The 14815-nt window shown below is 56.3% G+C and carries 16 protein-coding genes and 1 pseudogene; 6 read left to right on the top strand and 11 right to left on the bottom strand.

The features are described from left to right. Window positions 1-126, top strand: a pseudogene (locus tag ACILP4_RS03475) (enoyl-CoA hydratase); the annotation flags it as partial. Window positions 127-182: 56 nt separating this feature from the next. Here ACILP4_RS03475 and nth read toward each other — a convergent pair. Beyond that, window positions 183-857 (bottom strand): endonuclease III, encoded by a 675-nt coding sequence (gene nth / locus ACILP4_RS03470; protein WP_395619354.1) that lies wholly within the window; start codon window positions 855-857, stop codon window positions 183-185. Then, on the bottom strand, window positions 854-1579 hold the full coding sequence (gene dapB / locus ACILP4_RS03465) for a 4-hydroxy-tetrahydrodipicolinate reductase (protein ID WP_395619353.1): 726 nt from the start codon (window positions 1577-1579) through the stop codon (window positions 854-856). Before dapB ends, nth begins: the two co-directional genes overlap by 4 nt. A gap of 81 nt (window positions 1580-1660) precedes the next feature. Between dapB and ACILP4_RS03460 the strand changes: the two genes are divergently transcribed. Beyond that, on the top strand, window positions 1661-2368 hold the full coding sequence (locus tag ACILP4_RS03460) for an NAD-dependent deacylase (RefSeq protein WP_395619352.1): 708 nt from the start codon (window positions 1661-1663) through the stop codon (window positions 2366-2368). On the opposite strand, the gene ACILP4_RS03455 is transcribed toward ACILP4_RS03460, so the two are convergent. From ACILP4_RS03455 to ACILP4_RS03435, 5 genes are read right to left on the bottom strand one after another with little or no spacing between them, the layout of a single operon-like run. Beyond that, window positions 2357-3121 (bottom strand): HesA/MoeB/ThiF family protein, encoded by a 765-nt coding sequence (locus tag ACILP4_RS03455; RefSeq protein ID WP_395619351.1) that lies wholly within the window; start codon window positions 3119-3121, stop codon window positions 2357-2359. The genes ACILP4_RS03460 and ACILP4_RS03455 overlap by 12 nt on opposite strands. Beyond that, complete coding sequence (gene dut, locus ACILP4_RS03450; RefSeq protein WP_395619350.1) at window positions 3118-3567, bottom strand: dUTP diphosphatase; 450 nt, start codon at window positions 3565-3567, stop codon at window positions 3118-3120. The genes ACILP4_RS03455 and dut overlap by 4 nt, the downstream gene beginning before the upstream one ends. Further along, on the bottom strand, window positions 3548-4813 hold the full coding sequence (locus ACILP4_RS03445; RefSeq protein ID WP_395619349.1) for a bifunctional phosphopantothenoylcysteine decarboxylase/phosphopantothenate synthase: 1266 nt from the start codon (window positions 4811-4813) through the stop codon (window positions 3548-3550). The genes dut and ACILP4_RS03445 overlap by 20 nt, the downstream gene beginning before the upstream one ends. After that, window positions 4813-6363 (bottom strand): 2-polyprenylphenol 6-hydroxylase, encoded by a 1551-nt coding sequence (gene ubiB / locus ACILP4_RS03440; protein WP_395619348.1) that lies wholly within the window; start codon window positions 6361-6363, stop codon window positions 4813-4815. The genes ACILP4_RS03445 and ubiB overlap by 1 nt, the downstream gene beginning before the upstream one ends. Window positions 6364-6374: 11 nt before the next feature. Next, entirely contained in the window at window positions 6375-7106 is a 732-nt protein-coding gene (locus tag ACILP4_RS03435) for a class I SAM-dependent methyltransferase (protein WP_395619347.1), read from the bottom strand. 75 nt (window positions 7107-7181) lie between these two features. On the opposite strand from ACILP4_RS03435, the gene mutM reads away from it, so the two are divergent. From mutM to dnaA, 3 genes are all read left to right on the top strand, one after another. Then, window positions 7182-7994, top strand: coding sequence for a bifunctional DNA-formamidopyrimidine glycosylase/DNA-(apurinic or apyrimidinic site) lyase (mutM, locus tag ACILP4_RS03430; protein ID WP_395619346.1), 813 nt, complete (start codon window positions 7182-7184; stop codon window positions 7992-7994). Window positions 7995-8102: 108 nt separating this feature from the next. Continuing rightward, window positions 8103-8366 carry a 30S ribosomal protein S20 gene (gene rpsT, locus ACILP4_RS03425; protein ID WP_395619345.1) on the top strand — a complete coding sequence of 88 codons (264 nt, stop codon included), beginning with the start codon at window positions 8103-8105 and terminating at the stop codon, window positions 8364-8366. A 429-nt stretch (window positions 8367-8795) separates the two neighbouring features. Continuing rightward, window positions 8796-10241: a chromosomal replication initiator protein DnaA gene (dnaA, locus tag ACILP4_RS03420; RefSeq protein WP_395619344.1), complete on the top strand. Its 1446-nt coding sequence runs from the start codon at window positions 8796-8798 to the stop codon at window positions 10239-10241. A gap of 70 nt (window positions 10242-10311) precedes the next feature. On the opposite strand, the gene ACILP4_RS03415 is transcribed toward dnaA, so the two are convergent. Continuing rightward, window positions 10312-10530, bottom strand: a complete 219-nt coding sequence (locus ACILP4_RS03415; protein WP_395619343.1) for a hypothetical protein — start codon at window positions 10528-10530, stop codon at window positions 10312-10314. Between ACILP4_RS03415 and ACILP4_RS03410 the strand changes: the two genes are divergently transcribed. After that, window positions 10529-11410 (top strand): hypothetical protein, encoded by an 882-nt coding sequence (locus ACILP4_RS03410; RefSeq protein ID WP_395619342.1) that lies wholly within the window; start codon window positions 10529-10531, stop codon window positions 11408-11410. The genes ACILP4_RS03415 and ACILP4_RS03410 overlap by 2 nt on opposite strands. 21 nt (window positions 11411-11431) lie before the next feature. Here the strand turns inward: ACILP4_RS03410 and ACILP4_RS03405 are convergent, their stop codons facing one another. The 3 genes from ACILP4_RS03405 to murJ all read right to left on the bottom strand — a co-directional run bounded on the left by ACILP4_RS03405 (window position 11432) and on the right by murJ (window position 14796). Then, entirely contained in the window at window positions 11432-12085 is a 654-nt protein-coding gene (locus tag ACILP4_RS03405; protein WP_395619341.1) for a DUF4136 domain-containing protein, read from the bottom strand. A gap of 102 nt (window positions 12086-12187) precedes the next feature. Further along, complete coding sequence (gene trpS, locus ACILP4_RS03400) at window positions 12188-13186, bottom strand: tryptophan--tRNA ligase (RefSeq protein ID WP_395619340.1); 999 nt, start codon at window positions 13184-13186, stop codon at window positions 12188-12190. Window positions 13187-13191: 5 nt separating this feature from the next. Next, a complete protein-coding gene (gene murJ / locus ACILP4_RS03395) occupies window positions 13192-14796 on the bottom strand; it encodes a murein biosynthesis integral membrane protein MurJ (protein WP_395619339.1) in 1605 nt (534 codons plus the stop codon). Window positions 14797-14815 lie beyond the last annotated feature (19 nt).

Here is a 14815-nt window from a genome sequence, read left to right as displayed (position 1 = left end):
ACAACGTTGCAGCAAGGCGTCGTGTTTGAACGCCGCTTGTTCCATGGCTTATTTGGCACTGAAGATCAGAAAGAGGGCATGGCCGCGTTTGTTGAGAAGCGCCCCGGGAATTGGACAGGGAAATAAGGTCGGACAGGCACGGTGCGGTAATCGCGTCACTCCTTCGTCATCCTGAAACAAGTTCAGGATGACGAAGGAGTGACCTTCGCTGACTTGATTTTGGGCACGGGCGTTTTGGGTTTGAAGCGGCACAAATCCGCGACGGGGCAGCGCCAGCATTCGGGGGTGCGTGCCTTGCAGATATATCTGCCATGTAAGATCAGCCAATGGTGCGCGCCCACGCGGAACGGCTTTGGCGTGCTTTTCTCCAACGCTTTTTCGACCGCGACCACGGTTTTTCCAGGCGCAATGCCCGTGCGATTGCCCAAGCGGAAGATATGGGTGTCGACGGCGAAGGTTTCTGCGCCAAAGGCCGTGTTCATCACCACATTGGCAGTTTTACGGCCCACGCCGGGCAAAGCTTCCAAGGCATCGCGGTCGGCGGGCACTTCGCCTGCGTGATCGCGCACGAGGATTTCCGACAATGCGATGACGTTCTTCGCCTTGTTATTAAACAGGCCAATGGTTTTGATGTGCGCTTTCAGTCCCTCTAGCCCAAGCGCGACCATTTGCGCAGGCGTCTTCACCTCTGCGAACAAAGCCTTTGTCGCCTTGTTTACCCCGACATCAGTTGACTGCGCGGAGCAGGTGACGGCCACAAGCAATTGATAAGCATTGCCATAAGCTAATTCGGTTTCCGGGTCGGGATTGGCCTCCGCCAAGCGCCGGTAAAATTCGAATAAATCGGCTTTCTTCAAAGGCCAAGGACCTCTTGCATATTATACCGACCGGGCTTTTGCTGCTTTAGCCAGACCGCGGCTTTCACCGCGCCGCGCGCGAATATCGTGCGATTTTCGGCGCGATGGACAAGCTCGATACGTTCATTGTCGGATGCAAGGATGACGCTGTGGTCGCCCGCCACGCTGCCGCCGCGTAAAGAGGCAAAGCCGATATCGCCCGCCTTGCGTGCGCCGGTAATCCCGTCGCGGCCCCGTTCGCTATGATCTTTCAAATTGATCGCGCGGCCCTTTGCGGCGGCTTCGCCTAGCAGGAGTGCTGTGCCCGATGGCGCGTCGACCTTGTGCCTGTGGTGCATTTCCAGAATCTCGATGTCCCAATCCGCGCCCAACTGGCGCGCGGCTTGTTCCACCAAGGCGGCAAGCATATTCACGCCCAAGGAGGTGTTGCCAGTCTGCAAAATAGCAATATCGCGCGCGGCATCGTCGATGAGGAAGTGGTGGCGCTCTTCCAACCCGGTCGTGCCAATCACGATGGGCATACCCGCCGCCACGCACGCGTCGAGATTAGCTTCCACCGCATGTGGGCTCGAAAAATCGACGAGCACGTCGGAGGCGGCAATCAATGCGGCGAGATCGCCACCCATGTCCACGCCGCCTGCATGTGTATAGCCGTCTGCGACAATCGCATCGACCAAAGCCTGACCCATGCGGCCTTGGCTGCCAATTATTCCAATTTTCATATCACTTGCCCTGACCTAATGTCTGGGTCTTACTATATTAGGCAACTGAAACAAGTTTTGGGTGACGTTGAAGGAAAGCATGTGGGGCAAGACATCAAAAACATCGTCATCCTAACGGGCGCTGGCGTCAGTGCCGAGAGCGGGATTGATACCTTTCGCAGCGCAGGGGGCCTTTGGGAGCAGCATAAGGTAGAAGATGTGGCTACGCCCGAGGCCTTTGCGCGTGACCCCGACCTTGTATTGCGCTTTTACGATATGCGCCGCGAACATATTCAACAGGTGGAACCAAATGCCGCGCATTATGCGCTCGCGCGGCTGGATGCGGCATGGTCGGGCAATCTGCTGCTGGTGACGCAAAATGTGGATGATTTGCACGAACGGGCAGGGGTGCAGCGCCTGCTGCATATGCATGGCGAGCATTTGAACGCTTGGTGCAATGCCTGCGATGCACGCCACAAGTGGCGCGCAACGTTAATCGACCGGCCAGCCTGTCCGGCATGTGGCGTGGCGGGGCAGTTGCGGCCGGACATCGTCTGGTTTGGGGAAATGCCGTATCGGATGGACGAAATTTACCACGCACTGGATCACGCGGATTTGTTCGTCAGCATTGGTACCTCTGGCGCGGTCTATCCGGCCGCTGGCCTTGTGCGCGAGGCGCGGCAAAAGGGCATACAAACATTGGAACTGAACCTTGAACCGTCGCATGGCGCATCTTGGTTCGAAGAATCGCGGCACGGCCCCGCAACATTAGTGGTGCCGGCGTGGGTGGAAGAAATTTTAGGTAGTTAAGTCGCCGCAGCTCTTGCAAGCAGCGTCTTTCGGCAGGCGGATCGACCGCATCGCCGGGGCCATGCCGTCGAACAAATGCAGCCTGCCCTTTTGGGGCTCTCCAAAACCCGTCAGCGCACGAATGGCCTCCATCGCGGCAAAGGATCCCATCAGTCCGCACATGGCCCCCAGAACACCTTGCGTGGCGCAGTCATCGCACTCATCAGGGTCATGCGCGTCGCCGACAAAGCAGCGATAGCAAGGCGCGTCATCTTGCCATCCGGTAAAGGTGCCAATCTGGCCATGAAACTGGCCAATCGCGGCGCTGACCAACGGCACTTTAGCGGCAAGGCAGAGGTCGTTGACAATCAAGCGCGTGGCGAAATTATCGCAACCGTCGATGACGACATCGACGCCCGTTAGAATGTCCACAGAGGTGGAGCGGTCAATCCGCTGCTTAAGGCCATGGAATGTCACATCAAGGTTCAACTGCGCGACGGCGGCGCCAGCGGCATCGACTTTTGCCGAGCCAATGTCGCTTTCACTATACAGAATTTGCCGTTGGAGGTTGGACAAGGACACAATGTCATCATCAACCACGCTAATCGTCCCGACGCCCGCTGCCGCCAGATATTGAATCGCAGGGCAACCAATGCCGCCCGCCCCAATCAACAGCACATGGCTCGACAGCAATTTGGACTGACCCGCGCCGCCAATATCGCGCAGCACAATATGCCGGGCGTAACGGTCAAGCTGTTGATCCTTGAGCGTCATACGCCAGTGGAACCAAAGCCTCCGGTGCCCCGCTCCGTATCGTCGAGCGCTTCAGCTTCGACCATTATTCCTTGCGTGACCGGTGCCACAACAAGCTGTGCGATCCGGTCGCCTGTGTTGATTACGAAATCTTCGTCACCCAAATTGGCGAGAATGACCTTCACTTCGCCGCGATAATCGCTGTCGATGGTGCCGGGGGTGTTGAGGCAGGTAATACCATGTTTCAGCGCAAGACCAGAGCGCGGACGCACTTGCACTTCATAGCCATCAGGAATGGCAAAGGCGAAGCCAGTTGCAACCGCGTGGCGTTTGCCAGCGCGCAAGGTCAGGCTTTCGGCCGCGCTAATATCCATGCCCGCCGCGCCTGATGTCGCATATGCGGGCATCGGCAGGCCAGCGCCATGATCCAGTCGCTTGACGCGGATATCAACCTTTTGCGAGGGCATCGGCCACCTTCTCCATTAATTTACGGGCAATCACGTCCTTGGCGCTTTCGGGCCAGCTATCCACGCCGTCCTTGGTCACGATATGAAAGGCGTTATTTGCGCCGCCCATTACGTCGCCAGATACGTCATTGGCGACAATCCAATCGCACCCTTTTTTGGTAAGCTTTGCCTGTGCATGCTCGACAATCTTCTCGGTCTCGGCCGCAAAGCCAATCAGCAGCTTTGGACGATGTGCATGCGCAGCTAGGCTGGCTAGGATATCGGGATTTTCCGTTAGGCTCAGCGCAGGAATAGTGCCGCCGTCTTTCTTGATTTTTTGTTCAGGCGCTTGCGCCGCGCGCCAATCAGCGACGGCAGCGACCAAGATGGCGGCGTCTACGGGCAAGGCCTTTTCCACCTCTGCCTGCATTTCGCGCGCAGTTTCCACATCAATGCGCGCAACGCCAGGCGGTGTCGCCAGATGCACGGGACCAGCAATGAGCGTGACCTCAGCGCCAAGATCTGCGGCTGCGGCGGCGATGGCAAAGCCCTGACGCCCTGAAGAACGGTTGGCGATGTAGCGCACAGGGTCAATCGCCTCATGCGTTGGACCAGCGGTTACAAGGATGCGTTGGCCAGACAAGGGACGGTTTTGCTGCGCCGTGAGCGCCGCACCACTTGGGACCGTAGTTGGAGAACGGCCCGATGCCAGCGTTACATCGAAATCATGCCCCAGCATCGCGCAAATCTGCTCGGCAATGGCGGGTGGCTCCGGCAAGCGTCCGGGGCCAAATTCGCCGCACGCCATCGCGCCTTCATCAGGATCCATGATGTGGACGCCATCGTTGCGCAATTGCGCCAAATTTCTCTGGGTTGCTGGATGGTCCCACATGCGGACATTCATCGCCGGAACGGCAAGCACTGGCTTGTCTGTCGCCAGCAAAATGGTGGTAGCAAGGTCGTCGGATATGCCCGCCGCCATTTTTGCCAATATGTTGGCGGTGGCGGGGCAGATGACGACCAAGTCGGCCTGTCGGCTCAACTGGATATGCCCAATCTCGCTCTCTTCCTTCAGGTCGAACATATGACCATATACTTGGTCTTCGGTCATGACTGACATGGACAAGGGCGTGACAAACTCCGTCGCGCTTTGCGTCATGACCGCGCGCACGGATAGCCCCTGCCGCTTAAGCAAGCGGACAAGCTCAAGCGACTTATAGGCCGCGATGCCGCCAGTGACGATTAACAGAATGCGTTTGGTAGACATTAGCTTAACCCCATCGCCCACATGCCAGTTGCGCCCAAGGCACCCGCCAATGCCGCGACGAATAAATAGCGCCCAGTATTACGCGCGCCCTTACGTTCCCAAATAAGTTGGACGGTCGGTAAGGGGGGCGGTTCGGGCGCGCCGCCTTTACGGGGGAGTTGTTCATCCAAACGGCGGATAAGGTCGGGGATCATTTTTAGCGTATCGGCTTGCTTGCGCAATCCGTCGGCGAGCATGGCTTCTGGCCCCAACTCGCCACGTATCCATTCGCCCACATAAGGCGCGGCGACGTTCCACATGTTGATGCTTGGGTTTAATGAGGTCGCAATGCCCTCAACCATCACCATCGTTTTTTGCAGCAACAACAAATGCGGCTGTGTCTGCATATCGAAATCGCGGGTGATCGCGAAAAGGCTGTCGAGCATTTGCCCGACCGATAATTCGCTGACGGGCTTGCCGCGCGTCGGCTCACCCACAGCACGCAGCGCCGTCGCGAATTCGTCGACATTGTGATAGCTGGGCACATATTGCGCCTCGAAATGGATTTCGGCGACGCGCTTATAGTTGCCGGTGGTCAGGCCGTAGAGAATTTCCGCCAGCCAGAAGCGTGCTTGGCGGTTGATCCGGCCCATGATGCCAAAATCGATGGCGACAATCGTGCCGTCGGCGCGGACGAACAAATTGCCCTGATGCATGTCAGCGTGGAAAAAGCCTTCCGAAATCGCTTGCCGCAAAAATGTCAGGACAAGTTTTTCTGCCAATTTATTGAGGTCGTGGCCAGCCGCCTTGAGCGCATCGATATCGGAAATCTTGACGCCGTCGATCCATTCTAGCGTCAGCACGCGACCCGATGTTCGGTCCCAATCGATGGTTGGAATATTATAACCTTCGACGGCGACCATTGCGTCCTTCAGTTCGGACGCGCTTGCCGCCTCGCGCCGCAAATCGAGCTCGCGCAAGGTCCAGCGTTTCAAATTGGCGATAACCAGTTGCGGCCGCAAGCGTGCCGCTTCGCCGCCAAGCGCCTCCAAATGCGCGGCTGCCCATTCATAGGTTTCAATGTCGCGGGCGAACTGTTCGCGAATACCGGGGCGAAGCACCTTGATCGCAACGTCCTTGCCCTCGTTCGTCCGGGCACGGTGTACCTGCGCAATGGACGCCGCGCCAACGGGCACAGGGTCGATATATTCAAACAATGCTGCCGCTGGCTTATTCAGACTGTTGTCGATCTGCGCATAGACTTGGTCAAAGGGCGCAGGCGGTAACTGGTCTTGCAGCATGAGCAGATTACGCGCTGCCTCTTCGCCAATAATGTCCGGCCGTGTCGCCAGCGTTTGCCCGAGTTTAATGGCGGCGGGACCAATCGCGCGAAATGCGCCGGCATAATCCGGCACCTTTGGTTGGATCGTCCCAAAGCGCGCGATGCGGCATAGGCGCTTGACTTGCGCCGGGGTATTACGATCTGCCTCAATAGCGCGAAGGGCCCCATGGCGCGCTAATATGCGGCCCCATTTGAGCAAACGAATGATGTGGGTAACAGGACGAGTCATGAGGTGGGGGGTTAAACCTTCCAGCCGCTGTGGATTGCGACCAGACCGCCCAATATGGGTTCGACCTTTGTTTGCACAAAGCCAGCCTCACCAATCATGCGTTTGAAATTTTGCATATCGGGGAACCGACGGATGGATTCGACCAGATAACGGTAGCTGTCTTCGTCGCCTGCAATAGCTTTACCCAGCTTTGGCACCAATTTGTCCGAGTAAATGTCATATATTTGCGCAAGACCAGGCCATTCGACTGTGGAAAATTCCAGGCAGAAAAAACGCCCACCATAACGCAGCACACGATGCGCCTCACGCAAGGCCTTAGGAATGTCTGTGACGTTGCGGATGCCAAAGGCGATTGTGTAGGCATCAAAATGCGCATCGGGAAAGGTCAGTGTCTCGGCATTTTGTGGAGACCAGATGAGGCTGTCGATACCGCGCTCCATGGCGCGCTCCATCCCGACATCCAACATGTCTTCGTTAATGTCGGAGACCGTGACCTGCGCGCCTGATTTTTCCATGCGGAACGCAATGTCGCCCGTGCCACCAGCCATGTCGAGAATATCTTCGCCCGCGCGCGGCTTTACGCGGCGCACAAAGCTGTCTTTCCATAAACGGTGCAGGCCGCCCGACATCGCATCGTTCATGATGTCATATTTGCGCGCGACGTTGGAAAAGACGTCGCCAACGCGCTGCGTCTTTTCTGCGGGGCTAACTTCCTCATAGCCAAAAGATACGGTGTCCTTCATCCTGCTGCCTCTAGCCGATTGTTGCGCCAGCCGCAAAGACTGTTAGGTGGGCCTGTCCCTTAGGTGCAAAATCATATGCCCGAATTACCCGAAGTCGAAACCACTGTCTCCGGCCTGCGGTCGGTTCTTGAAGGCGAGCTTATTGTGCGCGCTGAACCGCGCCGTGCGGACCTGCGCTGGCCGATTCCGCCGGATTTGCGCCAGCGGCTGACGGGTGCACTCATCGAAACGCTTGGGCGGCGGGCGAAATATGGATTGATCTACACCGACCGGCAAGACGTCATGATATTTCATTTAGGGATGTCCGGCCGCTGGCGCGTTGACCCTTTGGAGATTGAAAAGCACGACCATTTCATTCTGGAAACCGCAAGTGGACGCGTTGTTGCACTGAACGATCACCGTCGTTTCGGGTCGCTGGATATTATCGATTCGCAACAGATTGACGATTATCGATTCTTTGCCAAAATGGGTCCAGAGCCGCTGTCGGATGCGTTTGATGCGTCTGTTCTGCAAAAGGCACTGCACGGCCGTAAAGCGCCGATCAAGGCTATGCTGCTCAATCAGAATGTCGTGGCGGGCTTGGGGAATATCTATGTATGCGAGGCGCTGCACATGGCAGGCATTGATCCAGTGGCTGCCGCCGCAAGCATCAGCAAAGCGCGGCTGACCCGATTGGTCATCGCAATCAAAGAGGTGCTCACTGCCGCGATAGCCGCGGGCGGATCTACTTTGCGTGATTTTGCCGCACCCGATGGGGAACTTGGCTATTTTGCCAAAGACTGGCGTGTCTATGGCCGCGAGGGCGAAGCTTGCGTCTGCGGCATCGATATATTGCGGCGTGTTGATTCGGGACGTTCAACCTTCTACTGCCCGAAATGCCAGCGATGAGGCGGCATTATGCGGTTGACGAATCTGTTAGGCAGGGTTAAGGGCCGCTCCTTCAACAGGCGTACCGCATGGGCACGCCTCTTCAGATATTGAAATTCGAGGACAAAAATGGCCAATACGCCGCAAGCAAAAAAGCGTATCCGTCGCAACGCGCGTCGCACTGAAGTGAATGGCGCACGCGTCAGCCGCATCCGTACTTTCATCAAGAAGGTCGAATCGGCGATTGAACTTGGCGACAAGTCGGCGGCTTCCGCTGCACTAGCCGCAGCGCAGCCTGAACTGGCGCGTGGCGTATCCAAGGGCGTCCTTCACAAGAACACAGCTTCGCGCAAATTTGGTCGCCTCACAAAGGCGGTCGGCGGTCTCGCTTAAGCGATATTGATAACGCCGGACCTTCCGGTTTTAAACATTCAAAACCCGCCGCAAACACGGCGGGTTTTTCTTTTTCAATTGTCACAAATGTGAAGTGCAAGGATTTCCCGCGATTCGGGGTGCCTTCAATCCAATTCTTGATAAAAAACACATAATATCATATACTTATTAAATAGATAACGCATTTGCTTGGGTCCCGGCGAGTCAATGCCATTTATTTCATTTTTTTTGCAGCGCTGCTCTTGATAGACTCGTTTTTTGCTGTCTAAGAAATGCATTCCAGCAACGCATGACGACAGTCGGGCAATGCCTCACATGGAGAATGAATAGGTATCGTGGCTGCATTTGGTAACAAATGCATGGCCAGCCTCCGTTCGTCCCGTGTTCGGTAGATAGCGCGCGGTTTTGTAGTACTGGTTGGGGTGGAAAATGGGGGCAGGCACGTTGGCCGAAGTCAATTCAGTATCGCACAGCAAAATCGGTCTATCAGGCAGTGGACATGATGCGTCTACATCGCATGCCCGATTTGACGCTGATTGGCATAATATCTCCTCCGGCTTGCGTCGCGATTTGGGTGCGCAGGTTTATGGCCAATGGATTCGTTCCATCAGCCTTGGTGACTATTGCGACCTGACTGGCACGCTTGAGCTTTTGTTGCCCTCTGACTTTTCGGCAAGCTGGGTCTCCGATCATTACGCCGACCGCTTGCGCTTGGCATGGTCAAGCACCAATAGCAGCGTCAAGCAGTTAAAAATTCGCACACGCCCCGGTGCCCCACGTGTGGAATTGCTCCGCGCGTCCACCAATGCAGAACGCGCGGTTGCGCAAGAAGCCAGCGAGGCACAAGCCACGCGGTCGGCGCTTGACCCGCGGATGACATTCGCAAATTTCGTGAAGGGCCAAACCAACGTGTTGGCGCTGAGCGCTGCAGAGCGCGTTGCGTCTAAAGACAAGCCTTTGTTCAACCCGCTCTATCTGCAAGCCGCCACGGGCCAAGGCAAAACGCACCTGATGCATGCCATCGGCCATGCTTATGCCGAGGTAAATCCCGACGCCCAGATTTTGTACATGTCCGCCGAAAAATTCATGATGGAATTTGTAACCGCGATGCGGCGCAAGGAAGTCATGGAGTTCAAGGCACGGTTGCGTGCCGTTGACGTGCTGCTGATCGACGATATCCAGTTCATCATTGGCAAGGTGTCGACGCAGGAAGAGTTTCTGCACACCATCGATGCCATCATTGGCGCAGGCAAACGCTTAGTGGTTTCCGCTGACCGCGCACCGCAAGCGCTGGACGGTGTGGACCAGCGCATATTGTCGCGTCTGTCGATGGGTCTTGTTGCCGACATTCAGCCCGCCGATCTGGAATTGCGCCGTTTGATTCTAGAACAGCGCCTCGCCAACATGCCAGAGGCGCAAGTGGGTGAAGATGTGGTCGAGTTTTTGGCCCGCACGATCAGCCGCAATGTCCGCGAACTGGAAGGTGGCTTGAACAAGCTACTCGCTTATGCCCAATTAACAGGCAAGCCTGTGACGCGGACATTGGCTGAAGAGCAGCTCAAGGATATACTGAGTGCGTGCCGTCGCCGCATCACCATCGATGAAATTCAGCGCGCCGTGTGCGAATATTATCGCATCGACCGTAGCGAAATGTCCTCGAAGCGCCGCGCGCGTGCCGTTGTGCGCCCACGCCAAGTGGCCATGTACCTTGCCAAGGTGATGACGCCGCGCAGCTACCCTGAAATTGGACGCAAGTTCGGTGGACGTGATCACAGCACCGTGATCCACGCCGTACGCTTGGTTGAGGGACTGCGGCAGCAGGACAGCGACATGGACAATGATGTCCGCGCGTTGCTCCGTCAGCTCGAAGCCTAAATTTCCACCCCTTTTCAACAGGCTTTCCAGAGCTTATCTCCATGACGTGAGTCGGAGGGATGATTATGCGTCAGGTTTGCGCTTCGTGCGGAGCGACTTCGGCCAATGGAGCGGCCTTCTGCGCCAGTTGTGGGTGCGCGCTTAAGCCGAAAATTGCCCCAAAATCGCCAAAGGCGACTGCGAGTCGCCAATGGTCGATGCCATTTTCTGCGGTTGCCATCTTGCTGGCGGTTGCCGCATTATATTTCTGGCTCTTCATTGCCGACGATTTGAAGCGTGGTTCAGACATGCCCGCAACCGAAGCGGGAGAGGCTTCCAACCCCGAAGCACAGATATTTTTCGCCATGACTGACGCGAACTTGCGCGATAAGCCGACGATAAGTGGCAGTGCCATATTGGGCAAATTGCCCCATGGCTCGCAAGTGACTGGAATAATTCAGCCGGGTTCAGGTGTCGATGGCGGGTGGCTTGAGCTAAGTGATGGCAATGGCTTCGTCGCCTTGGTCAATTTGTCGCAAATTCAGCCGCCGGTGCTGGTAAAGTCGCTCAATGATCAACCGTGGGTTGCAGATGGATTTATCGATGTCTGGGCTACGACCTTGTCAGATAGCACTTTGCTTGATCGCCTGCGTGAGGGCGCACAGGTTACGCTGGTAGGAACCACGGCAGATAATTTCATTGAGGTGAAGCTTGCGGATGGTCGCTATGGATATCTTGCTGACGCGCCGTCTATCTTGGCGCGCATCGGGGGCAAGGCAATTGCCATTGGTTTCAATCCTCAGACCTGTGCATTTTCCGGCGAAATAGGTGCCGAATTTGCCAAGATCGGCGGGCAGCTACGGGCGCAATGGCAGGCATTGGAGGCAAAGGAATTTGCCAGTGAATCTGCCCGTCAAAAGGCCTATGCGGCGGTGGAAGGCAAAAGCAAATATCTCCGGCTACGCCGATCGTTCGAAGGATTGTCGGTGACTGGCCTTGCCCAACATTATGAATCGCAATCTTTATATTTCGATGATGCGCCAGCGAAGGTGATTGAAGTATTCCGCGCGCAAGGCTTTGCCATCGGACGTGATGGATTGTTCAAGGGGACGGATCTTTACGCAGGTATCGCCGCCACACGGGGTGAAGGCGCGGCTTATGGAAAAACCGAACTCGGCTGCGGCGTATAAACGCCACAGCCTGAGTTGGGTTTAGCGCTTTTCCTCGGGCGCGACGGAAATCCGTACTGTCTCACCGCCATTGCCGGGGAAGCCTGTGAACATGGCTTCAACCAGATTCGGCACCAGATGGGGAAGTTTGTTCGAACGCGACTTGGCTTCTGCCTTGCCTTCGAACAGGCGTTTTCCGTCGCCATTGCGGTCAATTTTTAGATCCAGATTGGCAGTATACACCGTGAAGCTATCAACATCATATGGCCGGTTGAAGCCGCTGTAGAGGAACGGGTCATAATAACCGACGACATAGCGTGCGCCGGACCGTGTGCGGACGACATAGGGACGATAGACGCTACCAAAACCCCAATAAGGATCATAAAATGGGTCACGCCTAACGATGTTACGTTCCTTGCCTGCATCGACAGCATAATCGAGCGATACGGTCATGTCGGCAGTTCCGCCCGATACCGGCACATAACCGATTTCCTGAAGCTCATTGGCGACCAATGCGGCATATTGGCCAAATTCGATGCCACCTGCATTGGCGGGATTAGCCGCGCGGATCGCAAAGGTCTGACCCTGCGGCGCAGGCAGTTCCTGAAAGCGCGAAACGTCGGCGTTAAAGGGTGTTGCGCATGCACCCAAAGCTAGCAGCGCCAACGGAGCGAGAAAAGTTGCGACCTTTTTCATCCATGCATTCCCTTCAAAAGCGGCCAGGCGCCGACTTGTAACTAACCCGCAAAAATTAGAATAGTTTCGCTGAACTGCGGTTGAACAACGAAATAACTTTAATCAACGCAGCAAGCCAAGTGCAGCATAAGCTGCCTTTAATGTAGGTGCGCTCAATTCGCGCGCTTTCGCTGCGCCCTTGGCCAAGGCCGCGTCAATCTGTTCATGGTCGTCTTTGAGCGCACTAAAGCGTGCCGAAATGGGGCGCAGATGTTCGACCACAATCTCTGCCAGCGCAGGCTTGAATGATCCAAAGCCCTGACCGCCAAAACGTGTCAGCGTATCTTCCACTGTCTCGTTTGCAAAGGCTGCGTAGATGCCAACCAGATTCTTGGCTTCTGGACGACCTTCAAGACCATCTGCCTCCGAGGGTAGGGGCTCTGGGTCGGTTTTCGCCTTCTTAATTTTGCTCAGAATCGTGTCGGCATCATCGATCAAGTTGATGCGGCTCATATCGCTTGGCTCTGATTTGGACATTTTGGCGCTACCGTCGCGCAAGCTCATGATGCGCGCGGTGGCCTTGGGAATGATAGGGTCGGGCAAGGTAAAAATCTCCGTGCCCTTGCCAAAATCGGTGTTGAATTTTTGCGCGATGTCGCGGGCTAGTTCCAAATGCTGCTTCTGGTCTTCGCCCACAGGAACATGCGTCGCCTGATACAGTAGAACGTCGGCGGCTTGCAAAACGGGGTAGGTAAACAACGCAATGCTCGCGCCTTCACGATTCTTGCCCGACTTATCCTTGAACTGGGTCATCCGGTTCAACCACCCCATGCGGGCCGTGCCCGTCAGCAGCCATTGCAGCTCCGCATGGGCAGGGACCTGCGCCTGATTGAACAGGATTGCCTTATTGGTATCCAGCCCGCAGGCGAGCAACGCGGCCGCCATCTCGCGGGTGTTTGCGGTCAACTCCTCGGGCACATGCGGCATCGAAATGGCGTGCAAATCTGCAAGGAAATACAGGCATTCCATTTCATCCTGCATCTTTACCCAGTTGCGGATCGCGCCCAGATAATTACCGAGGTGAAGGTTGCCAGTTGGCTGAATACCGGAAACGACGCGCATAGATATTACTCGCTTACAGGAGCCGCGGGCGTCGTTGCACGCCTGCGGAAAAGGGATTTAAGTTCGCTGATCCGGTAGGCCCCAAACAGCAATATGGCCAGCGCATAGACCGCGCCGCCAGCGGTTACCAAACTAACCAGAACGGCAACGCGCCGCCACAGACCGGTGCCAAGTTGGCCTTCGATAAGTGCATTTCCGAAATAGAGCGCGACACCCATAATGACCGCCGCCATAATGATGCGCCATGCCTTTTGCTTCAAGCGCGCATCAACGGCGATATGGCCCCGTTTGCGTAAAGTGAACCACAGCAACGCGACATTGACCCAGGCGGCAATGGCCGTCGCCACGCCGACGCCAATATGCGCTAAGGGCCAGATGAGGATAAGGTTGCCGACAAGGTTGACCAGCATGGACCATAAGGCCAAGCGCAAAGGCGTTTTGGTGTCGCTACGCGCGTAAAAGCCGGGTGTCAGCACCTTGATGAGCACATAAGCCGGAACGCCTGCCGAAAATGCCATTAGCACCGCCGCCGTTCCTTGCGTGTCGGCCGCGGTAAAGGCGCCATGTTCGAATATGCCATGGACAATCGGGATTGCCGACACAATCAACGCGACCGTCGCGGGCATCGCAAAGAATAAGGCCAGTTCGACGGCTCGGTTTTGTGTATCGGATGCCGCTTTGCTATCGGCGCCTGCAATCTGCCTAGATAGGGCCGGCAAAATAGCGGTGCCGATGGCGATACCAATCAGCCCCAATGGCAATTGGTTCAGGCGGTCCGCATAATAGAGCCACGACACCGAGCCTTCGGGCAGGAACCGTGCCGCAAGCGAGGTGGAAATCAAGAGATTGAACTGGATCGCGCCTTGGCCAATTGCGGCGGGTGCAATCAGGGCGAGCATCAGCTTCACGTCCGGCGTGAGGCGCGGCAGACTAAGCTTCAGGTTAACTCCAGCGCGGTGACAGGCCCATATGAGCCAAAGCAATTGCAGTGCGCCCGATACCGTTACCGCGACCGCTTGCGTGACCGCCGTTTCAACTTCAGTATCGCCGCGGAAGAATATCAGCGCGATAATCATGGAGATGTTCAGCAAAATCGGCGCGGCGGCATTGACCCAGAATCGGTTCAGCGAATTCAATATCCCGCCAAGCAATGATACGAGCGAGATCAGCGCCAGATACGGGAAAGTGATAATCGTTAAATGCCGTGCCAGCGCGAACTTCTCTGGCCCGCCATCGGGAAAGCCGCCCGTCATGGCCCAGACAATAGGGCCAGCGGCCAGCATCATGAGGGCCGTGAAGAGCACCAGAAACGGGAACAGCACCGATAGCACTTGGCTTGCAAAATTGCGCGCGGCAATCAGGCCCTGGTCCGCCTTCGCGCGTTCGGCCTCGGTCATTTTCTTGTTAAATAACGGCACGAATACCGCGGCAAATGCACCTTCGGCAAAAAGTGCCCGGAACAGATTGGGTAAGCGCCACGCGATCAGAAAGGCATCAGACGCGAGACCCGCGCCGACAAAGCGTGCCATCAACATGTCGCGCACGAGGCCCAAGACGCGGCTGACCAAAGTCAGCCCGCCGATGGTGATGCTGTTTCGAACCAGGCTCATCTGTTCACCTGGTGCCGTC

It is taken from the genome of Sphingorhabdus sp. (assembly GCF_044239045.1).
GTDB lineage: Bacteria > Pseudomonadota > Alphaproteobacteria > Sphingomonadales > Sphingomonadaceae > Sphingorhabdus_B.
The sequence above is the reverse complement of the archived record's forward strand: the minus strand, read 5'-3'. Positions and strand labels throughout refer to the sequence as shown.